We start from the raw sequence: 24118 nt of genomic DNA on the forward strand, positions 1-24118 counted from the left end.
AGCGTGAGCGCCGATCACATTGCTCATCGGGTGTTCGACGGACAGCGAAACCCTCGCGACGGTTCGGTCGTCACACTGGGGTGACCTGTCCTCTTTCGTCCGGGAGTAGTGAGGCCGTCGTGCGAGGATCGGATCCATGAGCATCCTCGTCAACGTGGACAACTTCGCCCTCGCTGAAACGCATCGCATGATGCGCGATCTGCAGGCGAACGCAGGAGGCGCGGGCCGATTTCTCCATAATCGTCAGCCGGCTGCGATCGACGAGCAGACGGTGATCCGCCTGAACCGAGACACGCTGTACAGCTTCGCCGTGGTCGACATCACCGCCGGTGCCACGCTCACTCTTCCCGAGCATGGTGAGCGGTACCTGTCCGCGATGGTCGTCAACGAGCACCACTACATCGATGCCGTCTTCCACGACGCCGGCCAGTACACGCTCACCCTCGCCCAGTTCGGTACGCCTCATGTCGTGCTCGCGGTCCGCATCCTCGTCGACCCCACCGATCCGGCGGATGTGGCCGCCGTCGCCCACCTGCAGGATCAGATCGGACTGGAAACCGGCTCATCCGAGCCGTTCGTCATGCCGGACTACGACACCACGACCCTCGACGAGACGCGGGATGCTCTGCTCGCCCTGGCACGCAACCTCACCGGTTTCGACCGGACCTTCGGCGCGCGGGAGCAGGTCGACCCCGTTCGCCACCTCATCGGCACGGCCGCGGGATGGGGCGGACTGCCCTCCACCGAGGCGAGTTACATCGGCGTCGACCCGCGCCTTCCCGTCGGGCGGTACGAGCTGACCGTCGGCGAGGTCCCGGTAGACGGGTTCTGGTCGATCTCGGTGTACAACGCTGCGGGGTTCTTCGAACCGAACGATCGCGGCGCGTACACGATCAACAACATCACCGGCGTCCGCAACGGCGACGGAACCATCACCGTCCGCTTCGGCGACTACCCCGCAGACGTTCCCAACGCGTTGCCCATCACCGAGGGATGGAACTACCTCGTGCGGTTGTACCGCCCACGCCCGGAGATCCTCAACGGCGAGTGGACCTTCCCCACCCTCAGCCGATAAGCCCGCAAGGGACCGGCTCGCGCGCGGGCTGGGGTACTCCTGGGGCGCCGTACGCGGATGTGCGGCGATAGGCGCCGCGGAACCGGCTCTGGTCATTCGAGTGCGCTCCACGGCTCCGTGCGCGGGACCCATCCCCGCACGTGGCTCCGATACTGCCGATACTCATCGCCGTAAGTGCGCTCGAGTGTCGGTTCTTCATAGAACCGCACGAACAGCAGCACCGCGACGAGCACGATGCCGGCGTAGAGCGCGGTCCACCAGCTCGCGAAGAGCAGCGCCTGTCCGAGGATGATTGTCAGGACCGCGAGATACATCGGGTTGCGGACGTACCGATACGGCCCGACGACGACAAGGTGGGCGGTCGGCACGGGCGGCGCAGGCGTACCGTCGGCACGCGCGAAGCGGATGAAGGCGTCGAAGAGCACAACGATTCCGCTCAGGATCACGAGGCTCGCCACAACCGAGATCGGGAGGATCCACGCGCCAGACCACGGGATCTGCCATCCGGTGATGAGCCACGGGATCAGCCCGGCCACGATCCCGGGTGCGATCGCGAGGAAGACGATCGATCCGACCCACGCTCGAACACGCACGCGATTCATGGCCAGAGCGTACGCGCCACTGACGGTCCAGCGGCCTGTGCCGAGGTGCACGCGCTGGCGCCCAGGCGAATTCGGCCGCGTACCAACGGGAGCACGCCGACCCACTTCTGCGCGCCCTCCCCGACGCGTACCGTGTGGGTATGTTTGCTCGACTGGTCCGCACGTTCGGCCGATTCCTCGCGTGGGTCGCTGACGTGGTGGGGCAGCTTGGTGGGGCGCTTAACGGTGGCCGCAGCGCGGACAAGTACGCGACGAAGCTGTATGAGCAACCGCGAGACGAGTACCGCCCGTAAGTGTTCGCGGCCTACTCAAGGTGCCCCGTAGCGGACCGACTTAAGCGCGGTGATCGAGCTCTCAACGACCGGCTGGCACAGACTTGGCTTTCCTGCCGGGCGCGTTGGCCATCAGCATTGCGCACAGAAAGTCTCACCGATCGCGTGGAATGTGTGCAGCAGCGAGATTGCTTCAACACGTGTGAACAACGACGTCAACACGGCCCTGCACCGAAGTCAGCTCATCGACTTGACGACGACCGGTCGCCGGAGCCGGCTACCTCGCCGCATCGAGATCTTCCTCCACGATGAGGACGGCGTGCTGTTCATCACCGGGATGCCGCGTCGAGACCGCATACGGGACTGGATACACAACATCACCGCAGACCCCCAGGTCATCGTGCATTTGAAGAACGGCATCGAGGCCGACGTTCCTGCCACGGCGCGGGTCATCACCGATCCCGACGAAGCACGGCCGCTCATCGAGGCCGCCGCACGCCGATGGCGCAGAGACGATGTCGACGAGATGATCGCGCACAGTCCGCTCATCGTGCTGACCGCGGCCACCGCGCCCGCCGCCTGACGGCATCCCGAGTCACTGGCCGCGGTCCCCGGCGCGAAGGAGCAGAGCCTCCCTGAGCCGACGAACAGCGGGAAGGCAAGTGCCAGAGTGACCCCAAGCCGATACCCCACCAAGGAAGACCATGACCACCAACGAAGAAGACCGCCAGTTCGCCGCCGCCCTCGACGAAGCAGAGCGGATGCTCGGATTCCGCCTCGAGCGATTCCTCGGCGCCACCGAGACCGAACCGGCCAACGCAGCTGATTTCAAACGACTCGCCACCGTTCAGGCGTTCGGTGCCGCATGGCCCCGCACGGAACACATGGACACCCGCACCCGCGCCTTAATCTCAGTCACCATCGCCGCCACGCTCGGCGTCCTCGAACCGCTCCGTGGCCAGCTCCGTATCGCACTCAACAACGGTGTCACCAGAGAAGAAGTCGTCGAGGCCTTCATCCAAATCAGCGCGTACGCTGGCGCCGCCCGCGCCTTCGAGAGCTACGGCATCGCAGCCGAGGTATTCGCCGAATAGCACCCGCACCAGGACCACGCCCGCGTGCCACCCTCCGTTACAGTCTGCCCGAACGGGGACCGTCTGCCGGGCCCTGGTCGGCCGCCGTCTCAGGCGGTGGGGGCGACCGGGTCGGCGCTGCTACGCAGTGGCGTACTCCAACAGGCCCTCGGACTGCATCCGCTCGAGCGACTTCTGAATCGCATAGGGGGCCGGCCACGCGATTCCGACGAGTCTCTCGGAGTAGACATCGACGATGCAGCCGTCGGCGGCGAGAGCCTCCGTCGGCACACGCCAGGAGTCACCCCCGTTGCCGAACCATAGCCGGAGTTCCCTCGCGATGTGATCGCGGTAGCCAGGCTCGTCGAACGTGAGCGGAGACGGGCGACCGCCGTCAATGTGCTGGTCTACATCGCGATCAGTTCGCCCACCTCGACGCTGCCCCCGTAGGAGAGGCCGGGGCATCCTTCGGCCAAAGCGGTCGCCGCGGCCAGGTCGGTCGCATCGACCAGCGCGTAGCCGGACAATGCATTCGCTCCGGCGGACGGGCCGAAGGGTCAGACGAACTCGTCTTGTCAGTTTGTCTGTCAGCGAGGCACGGTCTGTGGCCGTGTCGACATCAGGCCGGCCGGTCATCGTCGAAACGGTGATTCAGCGGGAGCGCGCCAACACCATGTAGGCGAAGCCGAGGAAGCTGCGATGGCCTCTCAGCCAGATCGAGCGCTGCGCGTCGAGTTCTCGTCGGATCGCGTCCGCCGCGGGGTGCGCCGGGTGGTCGGCGAGCCACTGCTCGCGCTCTCGCATGTGGCCGGACTCGTACTCCTCCCACTCCTGGTCTGTGACCGAGCTCGTCGCGAGGGGGCGGAAGCCGGCGTCGATGGCGTGATCGAGCAGGTCGCTCAAGAGTTGGAAGTCGTCGCGGCGTGCTCCCTCCCAGACCCGTGCGAGTTCGTCGTCCGTGGGCACATGGCGCGCGTATTCGACGCCGAAAAGCAGCCGCCCGCCTGGCCGGGTGAGCATGTGGAGGCGTGAGAGTGCCTCGGGGATCGTGCCGAACACGTGGAACGCGCCGATGTTGAGCACGAGGTCGGCGTCGGTCGTCTCCTGCGCCGCATCCTGCGCGAGGAAGGTCGCTCGGTCGCCCAGACCGCGCTCGTCGGCCTCGCGTCGCGCGCGCTGAATATCGGGCTCATGAAGATCGATACCCGTCCCGCGCGCAGCAGGCTGATCTTCCAACACGTCCAGCAGGAGAGTGCCCCAGCCGCAGCCGACGTCGAGGACCTCGTCGACGGGACGTTCTCCGATCACCTCGACCAGCAGCCGTGCCCGCTCGGCGGACAGCGGTGAGTTGTACCGCAGCAGAGCCCCGCTGCCTGCCCGAGGTGGTTCCTCTTCGCCGAGGACACGTTGACCGCTCATGCTCGTCCACCGTAGTGCTGATGGCATCGCGCCAGGAACGGCCGCGCGCTCCCCGACTGGTCTGCGTTGCCTCGCGAGTGTTAACTGCGGGTCATGCAGGACGAGCAGGACGCCAAGCCCGAGGGTGAAGTGCGCAATCCTGGATCCGACGAGGTTGGCGCATGGTCTATTGATCAGATCCGAGCGAGGCGCTTCGCCCTGTCGGCGACGGGAGTCCTCGAGATTCTTGCGGGCCTCAGCTTCACGATCGCGATCGTCATCGTGCTGAGCGAGGAGCACCTGATCCAGCATCGGCTGCTTCTCTGGATGGGAGTCGCGTTCACCCTCACGTCGGCGATCCTGACTGTTCTGTCACTGATCCGGCGAGGCCTGAACATGCCCCTGCCGTATCGAGCCCGAGTCGACAAGCCGCTGAGCCGGCCGTGACTGCTCTGCACCTATCGCGGACTCGGCCAGAACGCGCCTGTGATCCTGACCGCTCGTTGGACGATCGATCGTGCACGCGCCTACAGGCGCGGTCATCCCGACCCGCTGTCGTCGCGTCGCGCGCCCCTGCCGGTAACGGCCCATCGGGGCCAAACGAGTGCGCGCCAGAGTGACGACCCGCTTCAGGTCGTGCCGGGAGCTCGAGGTGGTGCCGTTGATGCGCGGACAATGAGGGTCGGGTCCGTCGGCGGCAGATCGCCGACGGTCTCGCGGCCCTCGATCTGGGCGATGAGCCGCAGCGTGGCCGCCCGGCCGAGCGCCTCGAACGGCTGCCGGACGGTGGTGAGCGCGGGCGAGGCGTAGGCGGCAAGCGCGATGTCGTCGACGCTCACGACGGAGATGTCGTCAGGGACGGTGCGGCCGGCCTCGTGCAGGGCGCGGATGAGGCCGAACGCCATCTCGTCGCTGGAGACGAATACCGCCGTGGCGTGCGGAATGGCGGCGATCGTGCGCCCGGCGCGGTAGCCGGATTCCGGCGTCCAGTCGCCGGGGATGACCGGCGGCGGCGTGATGCCGCGATCCGTGAGCGTCTGCTCCCACGCCTCGCGGCGCTGCTGCGACTCCAGCCAATACTCGTCGCCGGACACGTGCCAGACGGTCTCGTGGCCGAGGTCGAGGAGATGCTCGACGGCCAGACGCGCGATCGCGCGCTGGTCGACGGCGAGGGGCGCGTCATCCGCGAGAGATACCCGCTCGCTGCGGATCGACGGGGTGCGCTCCATGCGCATCCGCATCGCGGGACGATCGAGCTCGACGGGCACGCCGATGACCACACCTTCCGCGCCTTGACGCTCGAGCCGGTCGAATGCCTCCAAGAACGCCTCGCTGGATGCATGGTCGGCCACGGCAGCCGTGGTGACCGTGTAGCCGTTCGCGGCCGCGGCCCGCTCGATCCCGACGCTGAGCGCGGCGGACGAGTAGCGGTCGGTCGAGACCACGAGGAGACCGAGCAGGCGCGTGCGGCCGGACGCGAGGGATGCGGCGGCCGCGTGCACGCGGTAGCCGAGCTGGTCGACGACGGCCATGACACGGCGCGCGGTCTCGGGGCGCACGCTGCCCTGACCGGAGATCACGCGCGACACGGTCTGCGTCGAGACACCCGCGAGGCGGGCGACGTCGACCTGGCTCGGAGACTTGTCTGGCTGGCGGGGAGACATGGTGCCAATGGTAGCGGTGAACCCCAGACAAATCAGGTGATTTCAACGATGTTCGATGCGATAATGTGAGCGCAAACATTCTGCGTTATGAGTACCTGGAGAAACATGACCGACATACTGGCCTCGACCCCGGTCGTCGTCGCCGCGGATGCACCGGCCCTGACCTGGAGCCCGGCCGGCCTGCGCCGTCACGGCCGCGAACACCGGATCCTCTCCGGTGCGATCCACTACTTCCGTGTGCATCCCGATCTCTGGGAGGATCGCCTGCAGCGCCTGGCCGCGATGGGCGCGAACACCGTCGACACCTACGTGCCCTGGAACTTCCACGAACGCAGCGAAGGCGATGTGCGGTTCGACGGCTGGCAGGATCTCGAGCGATTCATCCGGGTCGCCGGCGACGTCGGCCTCGACGTGTTCGTTCGCCCGAGCCCCTACGTGTGCGCGGAGTGGTCGAACGGCGGCATCCCGTTCTGGCTCAGCGGACGTTCGCGCGCGCTGCGCACGAGCGACGAGAGCTTCCTGGCGGCGGTGGATGCCTGGTACGACCGGCTCATCCCCCGCCTGGTGCCGCTGCAGGCCGCGTTCGGCGGTCCGATCGTCGCGGTCCAGGTCGAGAACGAATACGGGTCGTTCGGCAGCGACGCCGCCTACCTCGAGCAGCAGCGCGAGGCGCTGCGCTCGCGGGGCATCGTCGAGATGCTGACGACGGCCGACGGGGTCACGTCGGACATGGTCGAGCACGGCAGTGTTGCCGGCGCGATGGCGACCTTCACCTTCGGCACAGGGGTCTCACGAGCGATCGAACTCCAGCGCGACGGCGATGCGCTCATGTGCGCGGAGCTGTGGGGCGGGTGGTTCGACCACTGGGGCGAACGCCATCACGTGCGCTCGGCGCCGAGCGTGCGCGAGACCGTCGACGAGCTGCTCGCGGCGGGCGGATCTCTGAGCCTCTACATGGCCCACGGGGGCACCAACTTCGGCCTGTGGAACGGCGCGAACCACGATCGCGTCCTCCAGCCGACGGTCACGAGCTACGACTCGGACGCTCCCATCGGCGAGGACGGCACGCTGAACGGCAAGTTCCACGCGCTGCGCGAGGCGTTCGCGGTGTTCCACGACGGCGAGCTGCCCCCCATCCCGCCCGCGCCGGTGTTCCAGGCCCCCCAGTCGGTCGTGCTGTCGCGCCAGGCGGGCCTGCTCGACGTCGTGCGTGCCGTCGCCGTGTCGGCGACGACCGCGCGGCCGCTGACCTACGAAGAGCTCGGCGCCGAGGACGGCCTGGTCGCGTACGAGACGCAGGTCGCGTTCGCAGAGGGATCGATCCTGACGGTCGCGGGACTGCACGATCGGGCGACGGTGTTCCTGGATGACGAGCGCCTGGGAACCCTCGAGCGCGACGGCGAGACGTCGCTCCCACTTCCCGCGGTCGGCGGGTCGGGGCGCCTGACGATCGTCGTCGAGAGCCTCGGCCGCATCAACTACGGACCGCTGCTGGGCGAGGGCAAGGGGATCATGGGCGGGGTGCTCGTCGACCGACGCTATGTGCACGGGTGGGCGCACCGCATCCTGCCCCTCGATCCGCCCACGGTCGTGGGTTCGGCGTCCGCGACGGGCGGGTCCGCCCTCGCAACCGTCGAGCTCGAGGCGTCCGCCGACGCGTGGCTCGCCTTCCCCGGCGGCGAGAAGGGCATGGTCTGGCTGAACGGGTTCCTCCTCGGCCGGTACTGGAGCAGAGGCCCCCAGGAGACGCTCTACGCCCCGGCCCCCCTGTGGCGCGCGGGGCGCAACGAGGTTCGCGTGCTCGACACCGACCAGCTCGGCGTGGTCGTCGAGATCCGGGAGCGGCCGTCCTTCGGACAGACCGAGGAGTACATCGGGTCCTGACACCCGCACCGACGGAAGAAGGGGCCGCCCGTGGGCGGCCCCTTCTCTCGTTGCTCGAGGTCTGTTGATCCTCGAGGTCAGCCCTTGACGGCGCCGGCCGCGAGCCCCGAGCGCCAGTAGCGCTGGAGCGCGAAGAACAGGATGACGAGCGGGATGACACCGAGCAGTGCACCGAGCATCACCGCGCCCTTATCGGGCGCGAAGTAGCTCATCATCCCGTAGAGGCCGAGCGTGACGGGCTTGAGCTCGGGGCTCGAGATCATCATCAGCGGCAGCAGGAAGTTGTTCCACGTGGCGACGAACACGAACAGGAAGATCGTCACCATCGCGGGCGCGAGCAGGCGCAGCACGATCGTGAAGAAGATGCGGATCTCGCCCGCCCCGTCGATGCGCGCCGCTTCGAGCAGCTCCGTCGGCACCGAGGACTCGGCGTAGACCATCCCGAGGAAGACGCCGAACGGCGAGACAGCGCACGGGATGATGATCGCCCACACCGTGTTCGTCAGCCCGAGCGAGTGGAACTCGATGTAGAGCGGGATCGTCAGGATCGCCACCGGCAGGAGCAGCCCAGCCATGATCACTCCGACCGCGATGCGCTTGCCCGGGAACGCGAACTTCGCGATCGCGTATCCGGCCATCACGGCGACGAGCGTCCCGATCACGCCGGCGGCGATCGAGTACGCGATCGAGTTCCCCAGCCAGTGCCAGTACAGGCCCTGCGTCCAGGCCATGAGCTTGTCGTAGTTCGTCGCGAGGTTCCAGTTCGCGAACCAGAAGCCGAAACTGGTGGTCAGGTCGGCGTTGCTCTTCGTGGAGGCGACGGCGAGCCAGTACACCGGCACCAGGAAGTACAGGGTCGCAACCACGAGCGCGATGATCCCGAAGGTCCGCGCGACCGGGCCCGGCGCGATCGATGCCGGCAGCGCATCCACGCCCTGCGGCCTGCGAGGGCGACGCGACCCGGATGCCGAGACGACGGCGCGGGTCTCGAGGGTCGAGGTCATCATGCATCCCCCTTGCGTCGCTGCAGCAGCACGTACACGATCGCCAGCACGCCCGCGATCAGCGCCATCAGCAGCGAGTACGCGGAAGCGGGGCCGCTGCCGGACGGCGAGACCTCGCCCATCATCGAGTTGTAGGTGAGCATCATCGGCGTGTAGTCCTTGCCCATCCAGGCATTCGCGGTCTGCATCACCATCGGCTCGTTGAAGAGCTGGATCGTGCCGATGATCGACAGGAGCACGGCGAGCAGTGCTGCGCCGCGCACGAGCGGCACCTTGATGCGCGTCGCGACTTGGAACCCGCTGGCGCCATCGATCCGCGCGGCCTCGTAGAGTTCGCGCGGCACGGCCTGGAGCGCGGCCAGAAAGATCAGCATGTTGTAGCCGGTGTAGGTCCACGTCGTCATGTTGGCCATCGAGAAGAGGATCGTCCCCGGGGCCGTGAGGTCGACGCCCGCGGGGAGGAACTTCATGAGCGGCGACACCTGCGGCGTGTACAGGTAGAGCCACATCATCGCGGCGATGATGCCGGGAACCGCGTACGGCAGGAAGAACGAGAGTCGGAACAGCGCCGGGCGTCGCACGATGAACGAGTCCAGCAGCAGCGCCAGGGCGAGGGCCGCGATGATCATGACGGGGATCTGGATGACGGCGTACAGCACGACGCGACCCATGCCGACCCAGAACGCGCTGTTCCCGATCGCGGCGGCGAAGTTGGCGAGGCCGACGAACGCGTCGACCTGTGCGCCACCGCCGTACAGACCGCCGCCGGATGAGACCTGAGCGAACAGCGACGAGCGGACGGAGACCGCGATCGGCACCAGGAAGACGATGGCGAAGAGGATTGCGAAGGGGGCGAGGAACATCCACCCGGTGAGCGCCTCGCGCCTCCTGTCACGCCGTCGCCTGCCACGTCGCCGTGCAGGCGGTGGTGCAGCACCCGCCGGCCCACCCGTCCGCGCGGGCCGTGTGTCGGTCACCGTCACCATCTTCCACCCTCCGTTCGTTCGATCCCGTCTCACGCGTCCGTGCCGACGGCGGGGTGGGCACGCGTGGCGCACCCCGCCGTCGACCCGGTCATCTGATCACTGAGCGACGGGAAGTCCAAGATCCTTCAACGACGCCACTGCGGTGGTCTGCGCGGTCTGGAACACGTCCGCAACCTTGGCGGTGCCCGAAACGGCCGCCGCCGCCGTCTCATTCATCTTGGACAGCGTGGCGAAGCCCGGAGCGTACGGGAAATCCGGATTGAGGTTGCCGGTCGCCTTCGCGAGTTCGGCGAGCACGTCTTGTCCACCGAACTGCTTGAGCATCTTCGCCGGCGTCGTGACCGAGCCCTTCGCCGCCACGACCAGTCCCTGAGAGGCGAGGTCGTCGACCTGCGTGTTGAGCCAGTTGTCGAACTCCATCGCCTGCGCGGGGTACTTGCATCCCTTCATGACCGAGACGCCGGAGCCCCCGTCGGGGCCGGTCATCGCGCCCTTGCCGTAGTCGGGCAGCTGTGCGACGCGCCATTGGCCCGCGGCCGGCGTGCCGTCGAGCGAGTCGAGCATGAAGCCGGCCTCCCACGCCGCGCCGACGTGACCGATGAGTTGACCGTCGTTCAGCGCCTTGGTGAAGCCGTCGCCCCAGCGTTCGGTGGCCAGGGTCTGCTTCTTGTCGAGCAGGTTCTGCCAGAACGCCGCGACCGTGCGGGATCCGGGACCCTGAGCGTTGACGGTCCACTTGCCATCCTTGCCCGAGAACCACGTGTCGCCCGCGGCGGCAGCCTGCGCGCTCAGCCAATTCTGCGCCTCGTCGGGCGTGAACGCCGTGACGTACTTGCCGTTCGCTGCGGCCTTGGCCGAGTCGGCGGTCAGGTCGTCGAGCGTCTTCGGGACCGTCAGGCCGAGCTGCTGGAAAGCGGTCGCGTTGTAGTAGTAGACGAGGGGGCCTGTGTCCTGGGGGAGCCCGACGACCGCATCGCCGACCTTCATGCCGCTCAATGCCCCCGCGGAGAAGTTGTCCTTGTACTTGGCGGCCTCCTTCGAGACGTCCGTCAGGAGGCCCTTCGCGTACAGCCCCGGAACCTCGGAGTACCCGGTCTGTGCGAGGCAGGGGGCCGTCCCGGACTTCACATCGGTCTCGAGCTTCAGGATCATGTCACTCGACTTGCCGTCGAACTTCGTCGACTTCACCTGGATGTCCGGGTGCTCTTTGTTCCAGCGCGCGACGATGTCGGCGACCGGCGTCATACCGGCGCCGTCGGGCAGGCGGTGCATGTACTCGATGCTGACCGGACCGCTGGGCGTGGTTGCGTCCGAAGCGCCCGAGCTGCAGGCCGCGAGGCCGGCGGTGGCCAGAGCCCCCGCACCGATAACGGCTGCGGTTCGGATGATGCGGTGTGTGGATGCCATGCGTGCTCCTCGTTGAGATCGGGATCTCTCCCGTGGCCGGGGTCTGCTCTGCGACGTCGAGGTGCACGACGTCGTCCGACGGCCATTGTGCCTGAAAATGTTTGCGCTCACAAGTTCGGATCCGCGAAGTGCGCATCATCCCGCGATTTGGCTTAGTGATCCACATATCGAGCACTGCACGATCTTGAGTTTGCGCAAACATTGCTGCTAGCGTGCGAACGTCCCAGGTCAGCTTCGAAGTTGCAGCAAGGTGGAACATGTCTCATCGTCATCGCACGGGCATCGCGCTCGTCTCCCTCGTGACAGCGTCGTTGCTCGCGATCGCCCCGCTGAGCGTGGCCAGCGCGTCGGCCCAGGTGGGGGTGACCCCGACGGGGACCGTCATCCCTCATTCCCAGTACACGCTGATCGGTGCAGACTCCGAGTCGGCGCCATACCCTGCGCCCCCGTCGCTGGACGGCACTGCCGCAGGGGCGCTCGACGGCGACGTGACCACGCAGTGGGCCACGCGGTACAACGGCGGCGCCCCCGACCCGTTGCCGCACTGGATCACCTGGGACGTCGGGGGATCGTTCGACCTCACCGGACTGAACTACTCCGTGAAGGTGCAGAGCAACGGCCCCGTGAAGGACTTCTCGGTCTTCGCGACAGATGACGTCGCCGTGGCGAAGGACCCGGCCGGCAACTGGGGTCCCGCCGTCGCGACGGGAACATTCCACCAGCCCGCAGCCGCCACGGAGGTGCAGACCGTCGCCTTCGACCGCACCGTGCACGCCCGGTACGTGAAGTTCGAAGCCGACTCCACGATCAACGGCAGCGCGAACGTCTCGGCATCCGAGTTCAGTGTCTACGCGACCGGTGACACGACGCCCGCACCCGTCGACCCCGCCCCGCCCGCCGACCCCGCGACGGCGACGCCGATCACGAACGGCAGCGGGCTCACCGTGCAGGTCGCCAGCGATTTCCCGCAGGTCGTCTCGTACGACCTCGGCGGTGCGAGCCTCTCGGGCCAGCCATCACGGCTGAACACCTTCACCATCAACGGCAAGAACTACGCGGCGACGACAACGGGCAGCGTGTCGGGGCCGACGGCGACGTACACCTCGACCTTCGCCGGATACCCCGGCCTCACCGTGACCTCGACCATCACCGCGACCGATCGGAACACCGTCGAGTTCGCGATGTCGAAGCTCGAGGGACCGGCCGCATCCGGAATCGACACCATCTCGGTCCCGGGCCAGTCGCTGCTGTCGGTGGACTCCGGCGACCCGCGCTCGCAGCTCGCGCGGACGCGGATCTCCACCGACTCCACCACCACGGCCGACCAGTTCGTGAGCATCACCTCAGCAACCCCGGCCGACGCGAAGTCGGTGGGCACGCCCTACGGATTCGTCAGCAACTCCGCGCTGGCCGGTGGGCTCATCTCCAACGCGACCGACGACTCCGCGCAGGACAACAATGACAACTGGAATGCCCGGCTGCAGTCGCAGATCGTCACGGCCGGCAACGGCGCGAAGCGGGCTCAGCTCTCCGTGGGCTCGTACACCTACGCCCCGGCCGGCGCCACCGACGCGCGCGTGAGGATCTACGCCCTGCCGAAGACGACGGTCGTGCTCGCGGCCGACGTCAACGGCGACGGCGCCGTGACCTGGCAGGATGCGGCGATCGCCTACCGCAACGCCATGACGCGTCCGCTCGGCGCCGACCGGGTGGCCGACCGCGTCGTGCAGCACATCCCCTTCAACTTCGCCTCCCAGGCGACGAACCCGTTCCTGAAGACCCTCGACAACGTGAAGCGCATCTCGATGGCGACCGACGACCTCGGCCAGTGGGTGCTCGAGAAGGGGTACGCGAACGAGGGCCACGACTCCGGCCACCCCGACTACGGCGGCGACTACAACGAGCGCGCCGGCGGGCTCACCGACTTCAACACCCTGATCGACAGCGGTGCCGGCTACAACGCGGACGTCGCTGTGCACGTGAATGCGACGGAGGCCTACCCGCAGGCGAACAGCTTCTCGGCACGCATGGTGCAGGGTCAGGTCAACGGCTGGGACTGGCTGACCAGTCGTACCACATCGACCAGCGCTACGACCTCGGCAGCGGAGCGATCATCGACCGCTTCGCGCAGCTGAGGAAGGATGCTCCGAACCTCGCAGGCGTGTACATCGACGCGTACTACTCGAGCGGATGGCTCGCCGATGGCCTCGCCGCCCAGCTGCGGGCGATGAACCTGCAGGTCGCGAGCGAGTGGGCCTACAAGTTCGAAGGCACGTCGATCTGGTCGCACTGGGCCAACGACAAGAGCTACGGCGGCAAGACGAACAAGGGCATCAACTCGAACATCATCCGCTTCATCGCGAACACGGACCGCGACGTGTGGAACGTCGACCCGCTGCTGGGCGGGCAGTCCATCAAGGAGTTCGAGGGCTGGACGGGACAGAACGACTGGAACGTCTTCTACTCGAACATCTGGGTCAACGACCTGCCGACGAAGTTCCTGCAGCACTACGCGCTGCAATCATGGGTGCCGGGCAGCACCGCGACCCTGAGCGACGGGAAGGCGACGGTGACCTCGGCGATGGTCTCCGGCACACGCCGGATCACCATGGGGAACGCCGTGATCGCGATCGGTGGTGCATACCTGCTGCCGTGGGGCGACCCGACGAAGGGCAACAACGCGACGTCGCCCAGCGAGGCCGACAAGATGTACTACTACAACGCGGACTCGGGCCAGGCGACCTTCGGCCTGACCAGCCGATTCGACCCGAACGGCGTGTACACGCTGTACCGCCTGACCGACCAGGGACGAGTCAAGGTCGGCGACATCACCGCCTCGGGCGGGCAGGTGACGATCACCGCCGACAAGGGCGTGCCCTACGTGCTGGCTCCGTCGACCTCAGCCGCTCCGCACGCCGCTGCGGACTACGGGCAGGGATCAGGCCTGCGCGACCCGGGCTTCAACGCGGGTGACCTCGCCGTCTGGAATCCGACGGGCGGAGCCGCCGTCTCGCGCACCGCGACCGGGGACAACGTCGTCGTCCTCGGAAGCGCGGCATCGGAGATCTCGCAGCACCTCAAGGGCTTGACTCCGGGAGCGCAGTACACGGTCAGCGCGAACGTCGAGATCGCCGCGGGCGCGGCACGTGCCGTCACGCTCCGCGCCAATGGTGCGCAGCTGGATGCCAAGAACACCTTCGGCACCACACCGGTGGAGAACACCGTCGGGGCGGATGCCAAGTCGGGCACCTCCTCGCAGCGCGCATCCGTCACGTTCACGGCACCGCACAACGGCGGCGCCACGGTCCACATCGGCGCTGTCGCCGGCGACGCGGCGGTCACCATCGACGACGTGCGGGTGATGGCGAGCGACCTGACGTGGTCTCGCTGGACGGCGAGCACGAAGGCCTCGGACGGCACGATCGTCGCGCAGGACGACTTCGAAGGGAACCAGCCCGGCTGGGGACCGTTCGTCAAGGGTGACGCGGGCGGAACGACCGATCCCCGCACCTCCATCAGCGACCTGCATGCCCCGTACACGCAGAAGGAGTGGAAGAACTCGGCCTCCCCGTACAACGCGGGCAGCCTGAAGGGACAGGCCGTCGACGACGTCATCGACGGGCAGCACTCGCTGAAGGCGCACGAAGAGAACACCGGGCTCGTCTACCGCACCGTCCCGTCGACCGTGCCGTTCGTCGACGGACACCGCTACACCGTTTCGTTCTCGTACCAGACGAACGTCGCCGGCCAGTGGGCGTGGGTGACCGGAGCGGACACCCGCGAGGGCGCCACCGCGACCTCGACCGATGTGCGTCGCGAAACGCTCGCGCCGTCGCTCACGACGGCCACCTACTCGAGGGACATCATCGCGGGCTGCGGGGACACCTGGGTCGGGCTGCGCAAGATCGGCTCTGCCAACGGGACCGACGTCGTGATCGACGACTTCCGCGTCGTCGACCACGGACCCGCCGCGGGTGGGGCGGCCTGCGCGAATGTCGGAGCGCCGGCATCTGCCGATGTCAGCCCCGGCGTTGCCGGGACGTACACGACCACCTTCACCAACCACGAGAAGACGGATGCGACGAACGTCGCGATGACCCTCGAGAGTCTGCCGACGGGCTGGTCCGTCCAGGTCGCGACCGACAAGGGCAACCTGTTCGACACCGTGAAGCCGGGCGCGACCGTGTCGACGACGTGGATCGTCACCGCGCCGGCATCAGCGGCCGGCACGTCCGTGACGCTGCAGGCGACGGGGACGTACTTCAACTCGTGCACGACGAAGACCGTCACGGCGGATGCGTTGCTGAACGTCGCGTCGCGGCCCGTCCTGGCACCGGACAGCATGACCGCAACCGCTGACTCCGAGAACGCGACGTCCGGATCCGCGGAAGGTCCTGCCTCCAACGTGCTCGACGGCGACGCCGGGACGATCTGGCACACCCAGTACGATCCGACCACCACGCAGTACCCGCACTGGGTGACGCTGGACCTGAAGGGGACAGCAACGGTCTCCGGCTTCGGGTACCTCGACCGCCAGTCCGGCGGCCAGAACGGACGTGCGAAGGACTACACCGTCTCGGTATCCGCCAACGGGACCGACTGGACCCAGGTCGCGTCCGGGTCGCTCGTCGATTCGCCCTCGATGCAGGTGATCTCGTTCCCGTCGGTGAGCGCTTCGTACGTCAAGTTCACCGCCCTCAATGCGCTGAACGGGCAGCCCTTCGCCGCCGCTGCCGAGATGCGCGTATATGGCACGTCATCGAACGCGCTCACCGGGACCGCACCCGGAACCCGCTCAGCGGACGACGCGTGCTCGCCGTGAGCTGAGACAGCACGAGCGATGGCCCGAAGGGACTCAGGTCCCCTCGGGCCATCGCTCGTAAGAGGCGGGTGGATGGACGTCCCTCGACTTCCCGGTCGCCGGGCGAGGCCCAACCGACGGTTGACGTGCCGATGCAGCTCCCATACACTTTCACCAAGCAAAACTTCTCTTCCGTATTGTGAAAGTATGGAAGAGCCGCCAGAAAGCGATGTGACGATGACGTACACGGTCAACTGCTCGATCCTCTTCACCGAGCTGCCGCTCCTCGAGCGCCCCGCCGCCGCGAAGGCAGCCGGCTACGACGCCGTGGAGTTCTGGTGGCCGTTCGCATCCGCCGTCCCCGAGCAGGCCGACGTCGACGCGTTCGTCGGCGCCATCCAGGATGCCGGTGTGCAGCTGACCGGCCTCAACTTCTTCGCCGGCGACATGCCTGCCGGTGACCGCGGCCTGGTGTCGTGGGTCGGCCGCGAGGACGAGTTCCTGGCGAACATCCCCGTCGTCGTCGGCATCGGCGAGCGCCTCGGCACGAGGGCCTTCAACGCCCTTTACGGCAACCGCATCGAGGGCGTCGACCCCGCCGCCCAGGACGACCTGGCCGTCCGCAACCTCGTCGCCGCGGCTCGCGCGGTCGCCGCGATCGGCGGAACCGTGCTGCTCGAGCCCGTCTCGGGCATGGAGGCCTACCCGCTCAAGACCGCCGCCGACGCCCTCGCTGTCATCGAGCGCGTCGCGAACGAGGAGGGCGTCGACAACGTCAAGCTCCTCGCCGACTTCTACCACCTCGCCGTCAACGGCGACGACGTCGCCGCGGTGATCGCGGAGCACGCCGCCGAGTTCGGCCACATCCAGATCGCCGACGCCCCCGGGCGCGGCGAGCCCGGCACCGGTGAGCTGCCGCTCGCGCAGTGGATCGAGGATGCGCAGGCCGGCGGCTACGACGGTGTCATCGGCCTTGAGTACAAGGCCACGCAGTCCGACCCGTTCGCGTGGGCCGCGGCATCCACTCACTGAACCTCGCGGAAGAGAGAACGACATGACGAACATCGCGATCATCGGCCTCGGCATCATGGGGCTGCCCATGGCGAAGAACCTCGTGAAGGCCGGCTACGACGTCACCGGCTACAACCGCAGCCAGGGTCCCGTCGACGCGCTCGTCGCGGCCGGCGGGCACGGTGCGAGCAGCGTGGCGGATGCCGTGCACGATGCCGATGTCGTCATCACGATGGTGCCCGACTCGCCGGATGTCGCCGGCGTCGTCCGCGGCGAGGACGGCGTCTTCGCCCACGCCAAGGCCGGCGCGCTGTGGATCGACAACTCGTCCATCCGCCCCGACGTCGCGAAGGAGCTGGCCGAGGAGGCCGTCGCCGCCGGGTTGGGCGCCGTCGACGCTCCCGTGTCGGGCGGCGAGCAGGGCGCGATCGACGCCGCACTGTCGATTATGGTCGGCGGGTCCGCCGACGACTTCGCGAAGGCCGAGCCCGTGCTGAACGCGATCGGCAAGACGATCGTGCACGTCGGCCCGTCCGGCGCCGGGCAGACCGTGAAGGCCGCCAACCAGCTGATCGTGGCCGTCAACATCCAGGCGCTCGCCGAGGCGGTCGTCTTCCTCGAGGCGTACGGCGTCGACACCGACGCGGCTCTCAAGGTCCTCGGCGGCGGTCTCGCCGGCTCGAAGGTCCTCGACCAGAAGGGGCGCAAGATGCTCGACCGCGACTTCGCGCCCGGATTCCGCCTCGCCCTCCACAACAAGGACCTGGGCATCGTCACCGCCGCCGCACGCCAGGCCGGCATCACCGTCCCACTCGGCTCGGCCGTGGCCCAGCTCGTGACCTCCCTGGTCGCGCGCGGCGACGGCGGACTCGACCACTCCGGCCTGTTCAAGCTCACGACCGAGCTGTCCGGCCGCGACTGACACCCACTTTCTCCGAAGGAGCATCCCCATGACTCGCATGCGCGCAGTCGACGCCGTCGTGCAGATCCTGATCAAGGAGGGCGCCACCGAGGCCTTCGGCCTGCCCGGCGCCGCCATCAACCCCCTCTACTCCGCGATGCGCGCCCACGGCGGCATCCGGCACACCCTCGCCCGTCACGTCGAGGGCGCCTCGCACATGGCCGACGGCTACAGCCGGACGGCCGACGGCCGCATCGGCATCTGCATCGGCACGTCCGGCCCCGCCGGCACCGACATGGTCACGGGCCTCTACGCGGCGATCGCCGACTCCATCCCGATGCTGTGCATCACCGGCCAGGCGCCGGTCGCGAAGCTCGACAAGGAGGACTTCCAGGCCGTCGACATCGAGTCGATCGCCAAGCCCGTGACGAAGTTCGCCAAGACGGTGCTCGAGGCAGGGCAGGTGCCGGGCGCCTTCCAGAAGGCGTTCCAGGTCATGCGCACCGGCCGCCCCGGCCCCGTGCTGATCGACCTGCCGTTCGACGTGCAGATGGCCGAGATCGACTTCGACATCGACACGTATGAGCCGCTGCCGATCGCCAGGCCCGCCGCGACGCGCGCGCAGGCCGAGAAGGTGCTCGACATGCTGACGGCTGCCGAGCATCCCCTCATCATCTCCGGCGGCGGCGTGATCAACGCGGGCGCCCCCACCCAGCTCGTCGAGCTCGCCGAGCTGCTCGGCGTGCCGGTCGTCCCGACCCTCATGGGCTGGGGCTCGATCGCCGACGACCACCCGCTCGCGGCGGGGATGGTCGGCATCCAGACCTCGCAGCGTTACGGCAACGCGACCTTCCTCGAGTCCGACTTCGTGCTCGGCATCGGCAACCGATGGGCGAACCGCCACACGGGCGGCCTCGACCTGTACCGCCGCGGCCGCACCTTCGTGCACGTCGACATCGAGCCGACGCAGATCGGCCGCGTCTTCGCGCCCGACTACAGCGTGGTCTCCGACGCGCGCCTGTTCATCGACGCGCTGCTCGAGGTCGCCCGCGAGCGTCAGTCGGCGCGCACCCTGCCGTCGTACCTCGGCTGGGCGGAGGACTGCCGCATCCGCAAGGCCACCCTCCAGCGCAAGACCAACTTCGACAACGTGCCGATCAAGCCGCACCGGGTGTACCAGGAGATGGTGCAGGCGTTCCCGCGCGAGACCACGTACGTGACGACGATCGGCCTCTCGCAGATCGCCGGCGCGCAGCTGCTGCACGTCTACGGCCCGCGCAAGTGGATCAACGCCGGCCAGGCCGGCCCCCTCGGGTGGACGGGCCCCGCGGCCCTCGGCGTCGTGCGCGGCAAGCCGGGCGAGCCCGTCGTCGCGCTCTCGGGCGACTACGACTTCCAGTTCATGATCGAAGAGCTCGCGGTCGGCGCGCAGCACAAGCTGCCCTACATCCACGTCGTCGTGAACAACAGCTACCTGGGTCTCATCCGTCAGTCGCAGCGCGGGTTCCAGATGGACTTCGAGGTGTCGCTGGCCTTCGACAACGTCAACACGCCGTACGACGCCGACAGCATCGCGCACGGCTACGGTGTCGACCACGTCAAGGTGGCAGAGGGTCTCGGCTGCAAGGCGATCCGCGTCGAGCGCCCCGAGGACCTCGCCGCCGGCTTCGCCGAGGCCGAGCGCCTGAAGGACGAGTTCCAGGTGCCGGTGGTCGTCGAGGTCATCCTCGAGCGCGTCACCAACATCGCGATGGGGACTGAGCTCGACAACATGGTCGAGTTCGAGGACCTGGCCGCGACGGGTGCGGACGCGCCCGCGGCCGTCTACGCTCTGCTGGACTGACACCGACCGATCGGAGAGCCCGGCCATGCGCATCGTCATCGCGCCCGACAAGTTCAAAGGGTCGCTCACGGCCCCCGAGGTGGCCGACCGGGTCGCCGCAGGGGCACGGCGGGTCGACCCCTCGATCGAGGTCGTCGCGGTGCCTGCCGCCGACGGCGGCGAGGGAACGGTGGATGCGGCGGTCGCCGCCGGCTTCGAGCGCCGCACGGTCTCGGTCTCCGGGCCGACGGGAGAGGCGGTGGATGCCGCGTTCGCCCTGCGCGACGGCGAGGCCGTCGTGGAGATGGCGCAGGCCTCCGGTCTCGACGTGCTCCCCGGTGGTGAGAAGGATGCGCGCGGCGCGACGAGCTACGGCACCGGACAGCTGATCGCGGCCGCGCTGGATGCCGGTGCCCACCGGATCGTCCTCGGCGTCGGCGGCAGCGCATCGACCGACGGCGGCGCCGGAGTGCTCCAGGCGCTCGGCGCACGGCTGCTCGACGCCGCCGGCGCGGACGTCCCCCGGGGCGGGGCCGCGCTCGCGGGACTTGCGACCGTCGACCTCACGGACCTCGACCGGCGCCTCGCCGAGACGCAGTTCGTGCTCGCGAGCGACGTCGACAACCTGCTGCTCGGGCGCAACGGCGCCGCGGCGGTCTTCGGGCCCCAGAAGGGGGCGTCGCCCGAGGATGTCGGCGCGCTCGACGCAGCGCTCGCGCATTTCGTCGACGTGCTCTCGTCGCACGACGACCGTCTCGCCGTGCCCGCTCGGGCCGCCGCGGCCCGTCCGGGTGCCGGTGCGGCCGGCGGGGTCGGATTCGCGGCTCTCGCCCTGGGCGCGCAGCGGCGCCCGGGCATCGAGGTCGTCCTGGAGTTCACCGGGCTCGCCGAGAAGCTCGCGGGCGCGGATGCCGTCATCACCGGCGAGGGCAGCCTCGACGCGCAGAGCCTCATGGGCAAGACGCCGATCGGGGTCGCGCGCGTCGCCGCGGCGGCCGGCATCCCGGTTCACGCCGTCTGCGGACGCTCGCTGCTGGACGCCGAGCAGACTGCGGTGTTCGCCTCGGTGAACGCCCTGTCCGAGCTCGAACCCGACCCGGAGCGCAGCATGGCGAACGCCGGCGAACTCCTCGAGCAGCTCGCCGAGCGGGTGGTGGTCAGCATCCGTCAGCTCGCCTTCGACACCATCCTGCGCGGCACGGCCCTCGTCGACGGGGCGTTCACCCCCGTCGAGATCGGCGTGCGCAACGGGCGGATCTCCCGCATCGCCGCGGCCGGCACCGGCCTCGAGGGCGAGAACATCGTGGACGTCCCGGTCGACGAGGTCATCCTGCCGGGGCTCGTCGACACGCACGTGCACGTCAACGAGCCGGGGCGCACGGAGTGGGAGGGCTTCGAGTCCGCTACCCGCGCCGCGGCGGCCGGCGGTGTCACGACGATCGTCGACATGCCGCTCAACAGCATCCCGCCGACCGTGTCGGTCGAGGCGCTCGACATCAAGCGCGACTGCGCCGAGGGTCGCGTGTTCGTCGACGTCGGCTTCTGGGGCGGGGTGATTCCGGGCAACATCGCCGAGCTGCCGCCGCTCGTCGAGGCCGGCGTGTTCGGCTTCAAGTGCTTCCTGCTGCCCTCGGGCGTCGACGAGTTCCCCGACGTCTCCGTCGACGAGATGCGGGAGGCGATGGCGGTGCTCGCGCGGCACGACTCGCTGCTCGTCGTCCACGCCGAAGACGCGCACACGATCGACGAGGCGCCCCACCACGGCGGCCCGGAATACTCCGACTTCCTCGCCTCGCGGCCGCGGGAGGCGGAGGATGCGGCGATCGCCGAGGTCATCCGCGGCGCCGCCGACACCGGCGTGAAGGCGCACATCCTGCACCTCTCCAACGGAGACTCGCTGTCGCGCATCGCCCAGGCGAAGTCGGACGGCGTGCGGCTCACGGTCGAGACGTGCCCGCACTACCTGACCCTCGACGCCGAGGACATCCCGGCCGGCGCGACCGCCTTCAAGTGCTGCCCGCCCATCCGCGAGCACGCCAACCGCGACGAGCTATGGCAGGGACTTGCCGACGGGACGATCGACTTCATCGTCTCCGACCACTCGCCGGCGACGCCCGAGCTGAAGTACGCGGGCGACGGCGACTTCCAGCAGGCGTGGGGCGGCATCGCCTCGCTGCAGCTCGGACTGCCGCTCATCTGGAGCGAGGCGCGGCGCCGCGGCATCCCGCTCGAACGCGTCGTGGGATGGATGTCGGAAGCCCCCGCCGCCCGCGTCGGCCTCGCCGACAAGGGCCGCATCGCCGTCGGCAACGCCGCAGACTTCGCGGTCTTCGCGCCGGAGGCGACGTTCACCGTCGTCCCCGAGCAGCTGGAGCACCGCCACGCCGTCTCGCCCTACAAGGACCGAGAGCTGTCCGGCATCGTGCGCACGACCTACCTCGCCGGCGCGCCGATCGACCGGGAGCGACCCCGCGGACGCCTTCTGCGCCGCGGCGTCGCATGAGAGACCTCGTGGTCGGTCGTCCGGGGCGCGGAGGGGTGTCCCGGCCGGCCGACCGCGGTGGAACATTGGGAAGTCCGCGGGCAGGCGCCCGCGGCGCGACAACAGAACGGAGCGACCGATGACGGATGAGCTCGAGCTCGGCCACCTCGCCCCCGACTTCACGCTGCCCGACGCCACCGGCGTCGAGCGGTCCCTGTCCGACTACCGCGGCAGGAAGGTGATCGTGTACTTCTACCCGGCCGCCTTCACCTCCGGGTGCACGACCGAGGCGTGCGACTTCCGCGACAACCTCGGCTCGCTGGAGAGCGCCGGCTACACCGTGCTCGGCATCTCGCCCGACTCCGTCGAGCGACTCGCGGAGTGGACGGATGCGGAGCACCTGACCTTCACCCTGCTCTCCGACGACGGCGCCGAGGTCGCGAAGACGTGGGGCGCGTGGGGGCAGAAGACGATCGGCGACCGGACGTTCGACGGCCTGATCCGCTCGACCATGGTGGTCGACGAGGACGGCCGGCTCGAATCGATCGAGTACAACGTCGACCCCAACGGGCACGTCGCCCGGCTGCGCGAGGCGCTGGCTGCCTGACGAGGTTCGGCATGGACACGGACGCCCCGCTGCTCGATCAGCGGGGCGTCCTGCGTCTGCGGCCCGCGTCGTGCGCCCCGCGTCTGCGGCCCCGCGTCGCATCCGCTGACTTGCCCTATGTGCACGGCGCGCCGGCCGCGTCGCGTGCCCCTAGGGCGAGTCAGTGGGATGAAGGGGTTGTCGGGCGCCGCATCCCACGCTAGGATTGTCGCATGCTGAAATAACAGTTCCACGATACGAAACAGAAGGATTCGTATTCACTACACCGTGGATGCCAGCAGACACAGAAGGACGTCAAGCAATGCTGCTTGAGCAATTCAACGAAGCCGATCGCTCGGAAGCGATCGCTGCGCTTCGGCCGTGTGTCGACGTGTCGCGATGGTACGAGACCATCGCCGACGCTCGACCATACGCCTCGCTCGAGGCCCTGTGGGATGAGGCGGCGACCGCAGCGGATCCGTTCACCGGCGCCGAAGTCGAGGCCGCCCTCGCGCACCATCCCCGCATCGGGGAGCGCGCCGACGGGAGCAGCCGCGAGGCCGGCATGTCCCGCTCGGAGCAGGCGGGGGTCGACCCCTCCGACACCGCGGTGCAGGAGGCGCTCCGGCGGGGCAACCTGGCCTATGAGCAGCGATTCGGCAGGGTGTTCCTCATCCGGGCTGCGGGCCGCAGCGCGGACGAGATCCTCGCGAGTCTCGAGGTGCGGCTCACGCACGCGCCCGAAGAAGAGGACCGCGTCGTCGCGGGGCAGCTTCGCGAGATCGCGCTGCTGAGACTGAAGGGAACCGTCACCGCATGAGCGTGTCTCACCTGACCACCCACGTCCTCGACGCCGTGCAGGGACTGCCGGCGCCCGGCGTGCCCGTCCAGCTGCTCGCCGCCGACGGATCCCTCATCGCGGAGGCGGTGACGGATGCCGACGGCCGTGTGAAGCAGCTCGGACCCGAGCAGCTCGAGCCCGGCGTGTACCGCCTGCGCTTCGACACGGGGGCGTACTTCGCCGCCCGCTCCATCCCCACGTTCTATCCGGAAGCGGTGCTCGCGTTCGTCATCGACGACGTCGACCGGCACTATCACGTGCCGCTCCTGCTGAGCCCCTTCGCCTATTCGACCTACCGAGGAAGCTGAC

Annotated in this window: 19 protein-coding genes and 1 pseudogene; 13 read left to right on the plus strand and 7 right to left on the minus strand. The window is 68.6% G+C overall.

The window, feature by feature from the left end:
• Positions 1 to 136 precede the first annotated feature (136 nt).
• On the plus strand, positions 137 to 1075 hold the full coding sequence (locus AC0NZN_RS07440; protein WP_474591649.1) for a DUF1214 domain-containing protein: 939 nt from the start codon (positions 137 to 139) through the stop codon (positions 1073 to 1075).
• Between the two features lie 92 nt (positions 1076 to 1167).
• Here the strand turns inward: AC0NZN_RS07440 and AC0NZN_RS07445 are convergent, their stop codons facing one another.
• A complete protein-coding gene (locus AC0NZN_RS07445; RefSeq protein ID WP_474591650.1) occupies positions 1168 to 1677 on the minus strand; it encodes a methyltransferase family protein in 510 nt (169 codons plus the stop codon).
• Positions 1678 to 2019: 342 nt separating this feature from the next.
• On the opposite strand from AC0NZN_RS07445, the gene AC0NZN_RS07450 reads away from it, so the two are divergent.
• Together AC0NZN_RS07450 and AC0NZN_RS07455 are read left to right on the plus strand one after the other, a co-directional pair.
• Positions 2020 to 2532: a nitroreductase family deazaflavin-dependent oxidoreductase gene (locus AC0NZN_RS07450; RefSeq protein ID WP_474591651.1), complete on the plus strand. Its 513-nt coding sequence runs from the start codon at positions 2020 to 2022 to the stop codon at positions 2530 to 2532.
• 121 nt (positions 2533 to 2653) lie between these two features.
• Positions 2654 to 3043: a carboxymuconolactone decarboxylase family protein gene (locus tag AC0NZN_RS07455; RefSeq protein WP_474591652.1), complete on the plus strand. Its 390-nt coding sequence runs from the start codon at positions 2654 to 2656 to the stop codon at positions 3041 to 3043.
• Between the two features lie 120 nt (positions 3044 to 3163).
• On the opposite strand, the gene AC0NZN_RS07460 is transcribed toward AC0NZN_RS07455, so the two are convergent.
• Together AC0NZN_RS07460 and AC0NZN_RS07465 are read right to left on the minus strand one after the other, a co-directional pair.
• On the minus strand, positions 3164 to 3313 hold the full coding sequence (locus tag AC0NZN_RS07460) for a hypothetical protein (RefSeq protein WP_474591653.1): 150 nt from the start codon (positions 3311 to 3313) through the stop codon (positions 3164 to 3166).
• A 360-nt stretch (positions 3314 to 3673) separates the two neighbouring features.
• The gene (locus AC0NZN_RS07465; protein ID WP_474591654.1) at positions 3674 to 4441 is read right to left on the minus strand and encodes an SAM-dependent methyltransferase; all 768 of its coding nucleotides are present in this window, start codon (positions 4439 to 4441) and stop codon (positions 3674 to 3676) included.
• A 93-nt stretch (positions 4442 to 4534) separates the two neighbouring features.
• Here AC0NZN_RS07465 and AC0NZN_RS07470 point away from each other — a divergent pair, with 93 nt between their 5' ends.
• On the plus strand, positions 4535 to 4867 hold the full coding sequence (locus AC0NZN_RS07470) for a hypothetical protein (RefSeq protein ID WP_474591655.1): 333 nt from the start codon (positions 4535 to 4537) through the stop codon (positions 4865 to 4867).
• Between the two features lie 182 nt (positions 4868 to 5049).
• Here AC0NZN_RS07470 and AC0NZN_RS07475 read toward each other — a convergent pair whose 3' ends face one another.
• A complete protein-coding gene (locus AC0NZN_RS07475) occupies positions 5050 to 6084 on the minus strand; it encodes a LacI family DNA-binding transcriptional regulator (protein WP_474591656.1) in 1035 nt (344 codons plus the stop codon).
• Positions 6085 to 6189: 105 nt separating this feature from the next.
• Between AC0NZN_RS07475 and AC0NZN_RS07480 the strand changes: the two genes are divergently transcribed.
• Positions 6190 to 7968 (plus strand): beta-galactosidase, encoded by a 1779-nt coding sequence (locus tag AC0NZN_RS07480; protein WP_474591657.1) that lies wholly within the window; start codon positions 6190 to 6192, stop codon positions 7966 to 7968.
• A gap of 77 nt (positions 7969 to 8045) precedes the next feature.
• Here the strand turns inward: AC0NZN_RS07480 and AC0NZN_RS07485 are convergent, their stop codons facing one another.
• The 3 genes from AC0NZN_RS07485 to AC0NZN_RS07495 form a co-directional block, all read right to left on the minus strand.
• Positions 8046 to 8975, minus strand: a complete 930-nt coding sequence (locus AC0NZN_RS07485) for a carbohydrate ABC transporter permease (protein WP_474591658.1) — start codon at positions 8973 to 8975, stop codon at positions 8046 to 8048.
• Positions 8972 to 9835 (minus strand): carbohydrate ABC transporter permease, encoded by an 864-nt coding sequence (locus tag AC0NZN_RS07490; RefSeq protein WP_474591659.1) that lies wholly within the window; start codon positions 9833 to 9835, stop codon positions 8972 to 8974. The genes AC0NZN_RS07485 and AC0NZN_RS07490 overlap by 4 nt, the downstream gene beginning before the upstream one ends.
• A 219-nt stretch (positions 9836 to 10054) precedes the next feature.
• Positions 10055 to 11365: an ABC transporter substrate-binding protein gene (locus AC0NZN_RS07495; protein ID WP_474591660.1), complete on the minus strand. Its 1311-nt coding sequence runs from the start codon at positions 11363 to 11365 to the stop codon at positions 10055 to 10057.
• A gap of 250 nt (positions 11366 to 11615) precedes the next feature.
• Between AC0NZN_RS07495 and AC0NZN_RS07500 the strand changes: the two are divergent.
• From AC0NZN_RS07500 to uraH, 8 genes and pseudogenes are all read left to right on the plus strand, one after another.
• A pseudogene (locus AC0NZN_RS07500) lies at positions 11616 to 16184 on the plus strand (endo-alpha-N-acetylgalactosaminidase family protein); the annotation flags it as partial.
• A gap of 219 nt (positions 16185 to 16403) precedes the next feature.
• On the plus strand, positions 16404 to 17198 hold the full coding sequence (locus tag AC0NZN_RS07505) for a hydroxypyruvate isomerase family protein (RefSeq protein ID WP_474591661.1): 795 nt from the start codon (positions 16404 to 16406) through the stop codon (positions 17196 to 17198).
• The gene (locus AC0NZN_RS07510; RefSeq protein ID WP_474591662.1) at positions 17104 to 18099 is read left to right on the plus strand and encodes a 2-hydroxy-3-oxopropionate reductase; all 996 of its coding nucleotides are present in this window, start codon (positions 17104 to 17106) and stop codon (positions 18097 to 18099) included. Before AC0NZN_RS07505 ends, AC0NZN_RS07510 begins: the two co-directional genes overlap by 95 nt.
• A gap of 28 nt (positions 18100 to 18127) precedes the next feature.
• On the plus strand, positions 18128 to 19921 hold the full coding sequence (gene gcl, locus AC0NZN_RS07515; protein WP_474591663.1) for a glyoxylate carboligase: 1794 nt from the start codon (positions 18128 to 18130) through the stop codon (positions 19919 to 19921).
• 25 nt (positions 19922 to 19946) lie between these two features.
• Positions 19947 to 22403, plus strand: a complete 2457-nt coding sequence (gene allB, locus AC0NZN_RS07520; protein WP_474591664.1) for an allantoinase AllB — start codon at positions 19947 to 19949, stop codon at positions 22401 to 22403.
• Between the two features lie 118 nt (positions 22404 to 22521).
• Positions 22522 to 22989, plus strand: coding sequence for a thioredoxin-dependent thiol peroxidase (gene bcp, locus AC0NZN_RS07525; RefSeq protein WP_474591665.1), 468 nt, complete (start codon positions 22522 to 22524; stop codon positions 22987 to 22989).
• Between the two features lie 301 nt (positions 22990 to 23290).
• Positions 23291 to 23788: a 2-oxo-4-hydroxy-4-carboxy-5-ureidoimidazoline decarboxylase gene (gene uraD / locus AC0NZN_RS07530; RefSeq protein ID WP_474591666.1), complete on the plus strand. Its 498-nt coding sequence runs from the start codon at positions 23291 to 23293 to the stop codon at positions 23786 to 23788.
• Positions 23785 to 24117 (plus strand): hydroxyisourate hydrolase, encoded by a 333-nt coding sequence (gene uraH, locus AC0NZN_RS07535; RefSeq protein WP_474591667.1) that lies wholly within the window; start codon positions 23785 to 23787, stop codon positions 24115 to 24117. The genes uraD and uraH overlap by 4 nt, the downstream gene beginning before the upstream one ends.
• Position 24118: the final 1 nt, after the last annotated feature.

The organism is Microbacterium sp. sgz311019 (genome assembly GCF_056135325.1).

Coding starts and splice junctions, on each gene's coding strand:
- AC0NZN_RS07440 (WP_474591649.1), top strand. CDS start 137: ATGAGCATCCTCGTCAACGTGGACAACTTCGCCCTCGCTGAAACGCAT.
- AC0NZN_RS07445 (WP_474591650.1), bottom strand. CDS start 1,677: ATGAATCGCGTGCGTGTTCGAGCGTGGGTCGGATCGATCGTCTTCCTC.
- AC0NZN_RS07455 (WP_474591652.1), top strand. CDS start 2,654: ATGACCACCAACGAAGAAGACCGCCAGTTCGCCGCCGCCCTCGACGAA.
- AC0NZN_RS07465 (WP_474591654.1), bottom strand. CDS start 4,441: ATGAGCGGTCAACGTGTCCTCGGCGAAGAGGAACCACCTCGGGCAGGC.
- AC0NZN_RS07470 (WP_474591655.1), top strand. CDS start 4,535: ATGCAGGACGAGCAGGACGCCAAGCCCGAGGGTGAAGTGCGCAATCCT.
- AC0NZN_RS07475 (WP_474591656.1), bottom strand. CDS start 6,084: ATGTCTCCCCGCCAGCCAGACAAGTCTCCGAGCCAGGTCGACGTCGCC.
- AC0NZN_RS07480 (WP_474591657.1), top strand. CDS start 6,190: ATGACCGACATACTGGCCTCGACCCCGGTCGTCGTCGCCGCGGATGCA.
- AC0NZN_RS07485 (WP_474591658.1), bottom strand. CDS start 8,975: ATGATGACCTCGACCCTCGAGACCCGCGCCGTCGTCTCGGCATCCGGG.
- AC0NZN_RS07490 (WP_474591659.1), bottom strand. CDS start 9,835: ATGTTCCTCGCCCCCTTCGCAATCCTCTTCGCCATCGTCTTCCTGGTG.
- AC0NZN_RS07495 (WP_474591660.1), bottom strand. CDS start 11,365: ATGGCATCCACACACCGCATCATCCGAACCGCAGCCGTTATCGGTGCG.
- AC0NZN_RS07505 (WP_474591661.1), top strand. CDS start 16,404: ATGACGTACACGGTCAACTGCTCGATCCTCTTCACCGAGCTGCCGCTC.
- AC0NZN_RS07510 (WP_474591662.1), top strand. CDS start 17,104: ATGCGCAGGCCGGCGGCTACGACGGTGTCATCGGCCTTGAGTACAAGG.
- gcl (WP_474591663.1), top strand. CDS start 18,128: ATGACTCGCATGCGCGCAGTCGACGCCGTCGTGCAGATCCTGATCAAG.
- allB (WP_474591664.1), top strand. CDS start 19,947: ATGCGCATCGTCATCGCGCCCGACAAGTTCAAAGGGTCGCTCACGGCC.
- bcp (WP_474591665.1), top strand. CDS start 22,522: ATGACGGATGAGCTCGAGCTCGGCCACCTCGCCCCCGACTTCACGCTG.
- uraD (WP_474591666.1), top strand. CDS start 23,291: ATGCTGCTTGAGCAATTCAACGAAGCCGATCGCTCGGAAGCGATCGCT.
- uraH (WP_474591667.1), top strand. CDS start 23,785: ATGAGCGTGTCTCACCTGACCACCCACGTCCTCGACGCCGTGCAGGGA.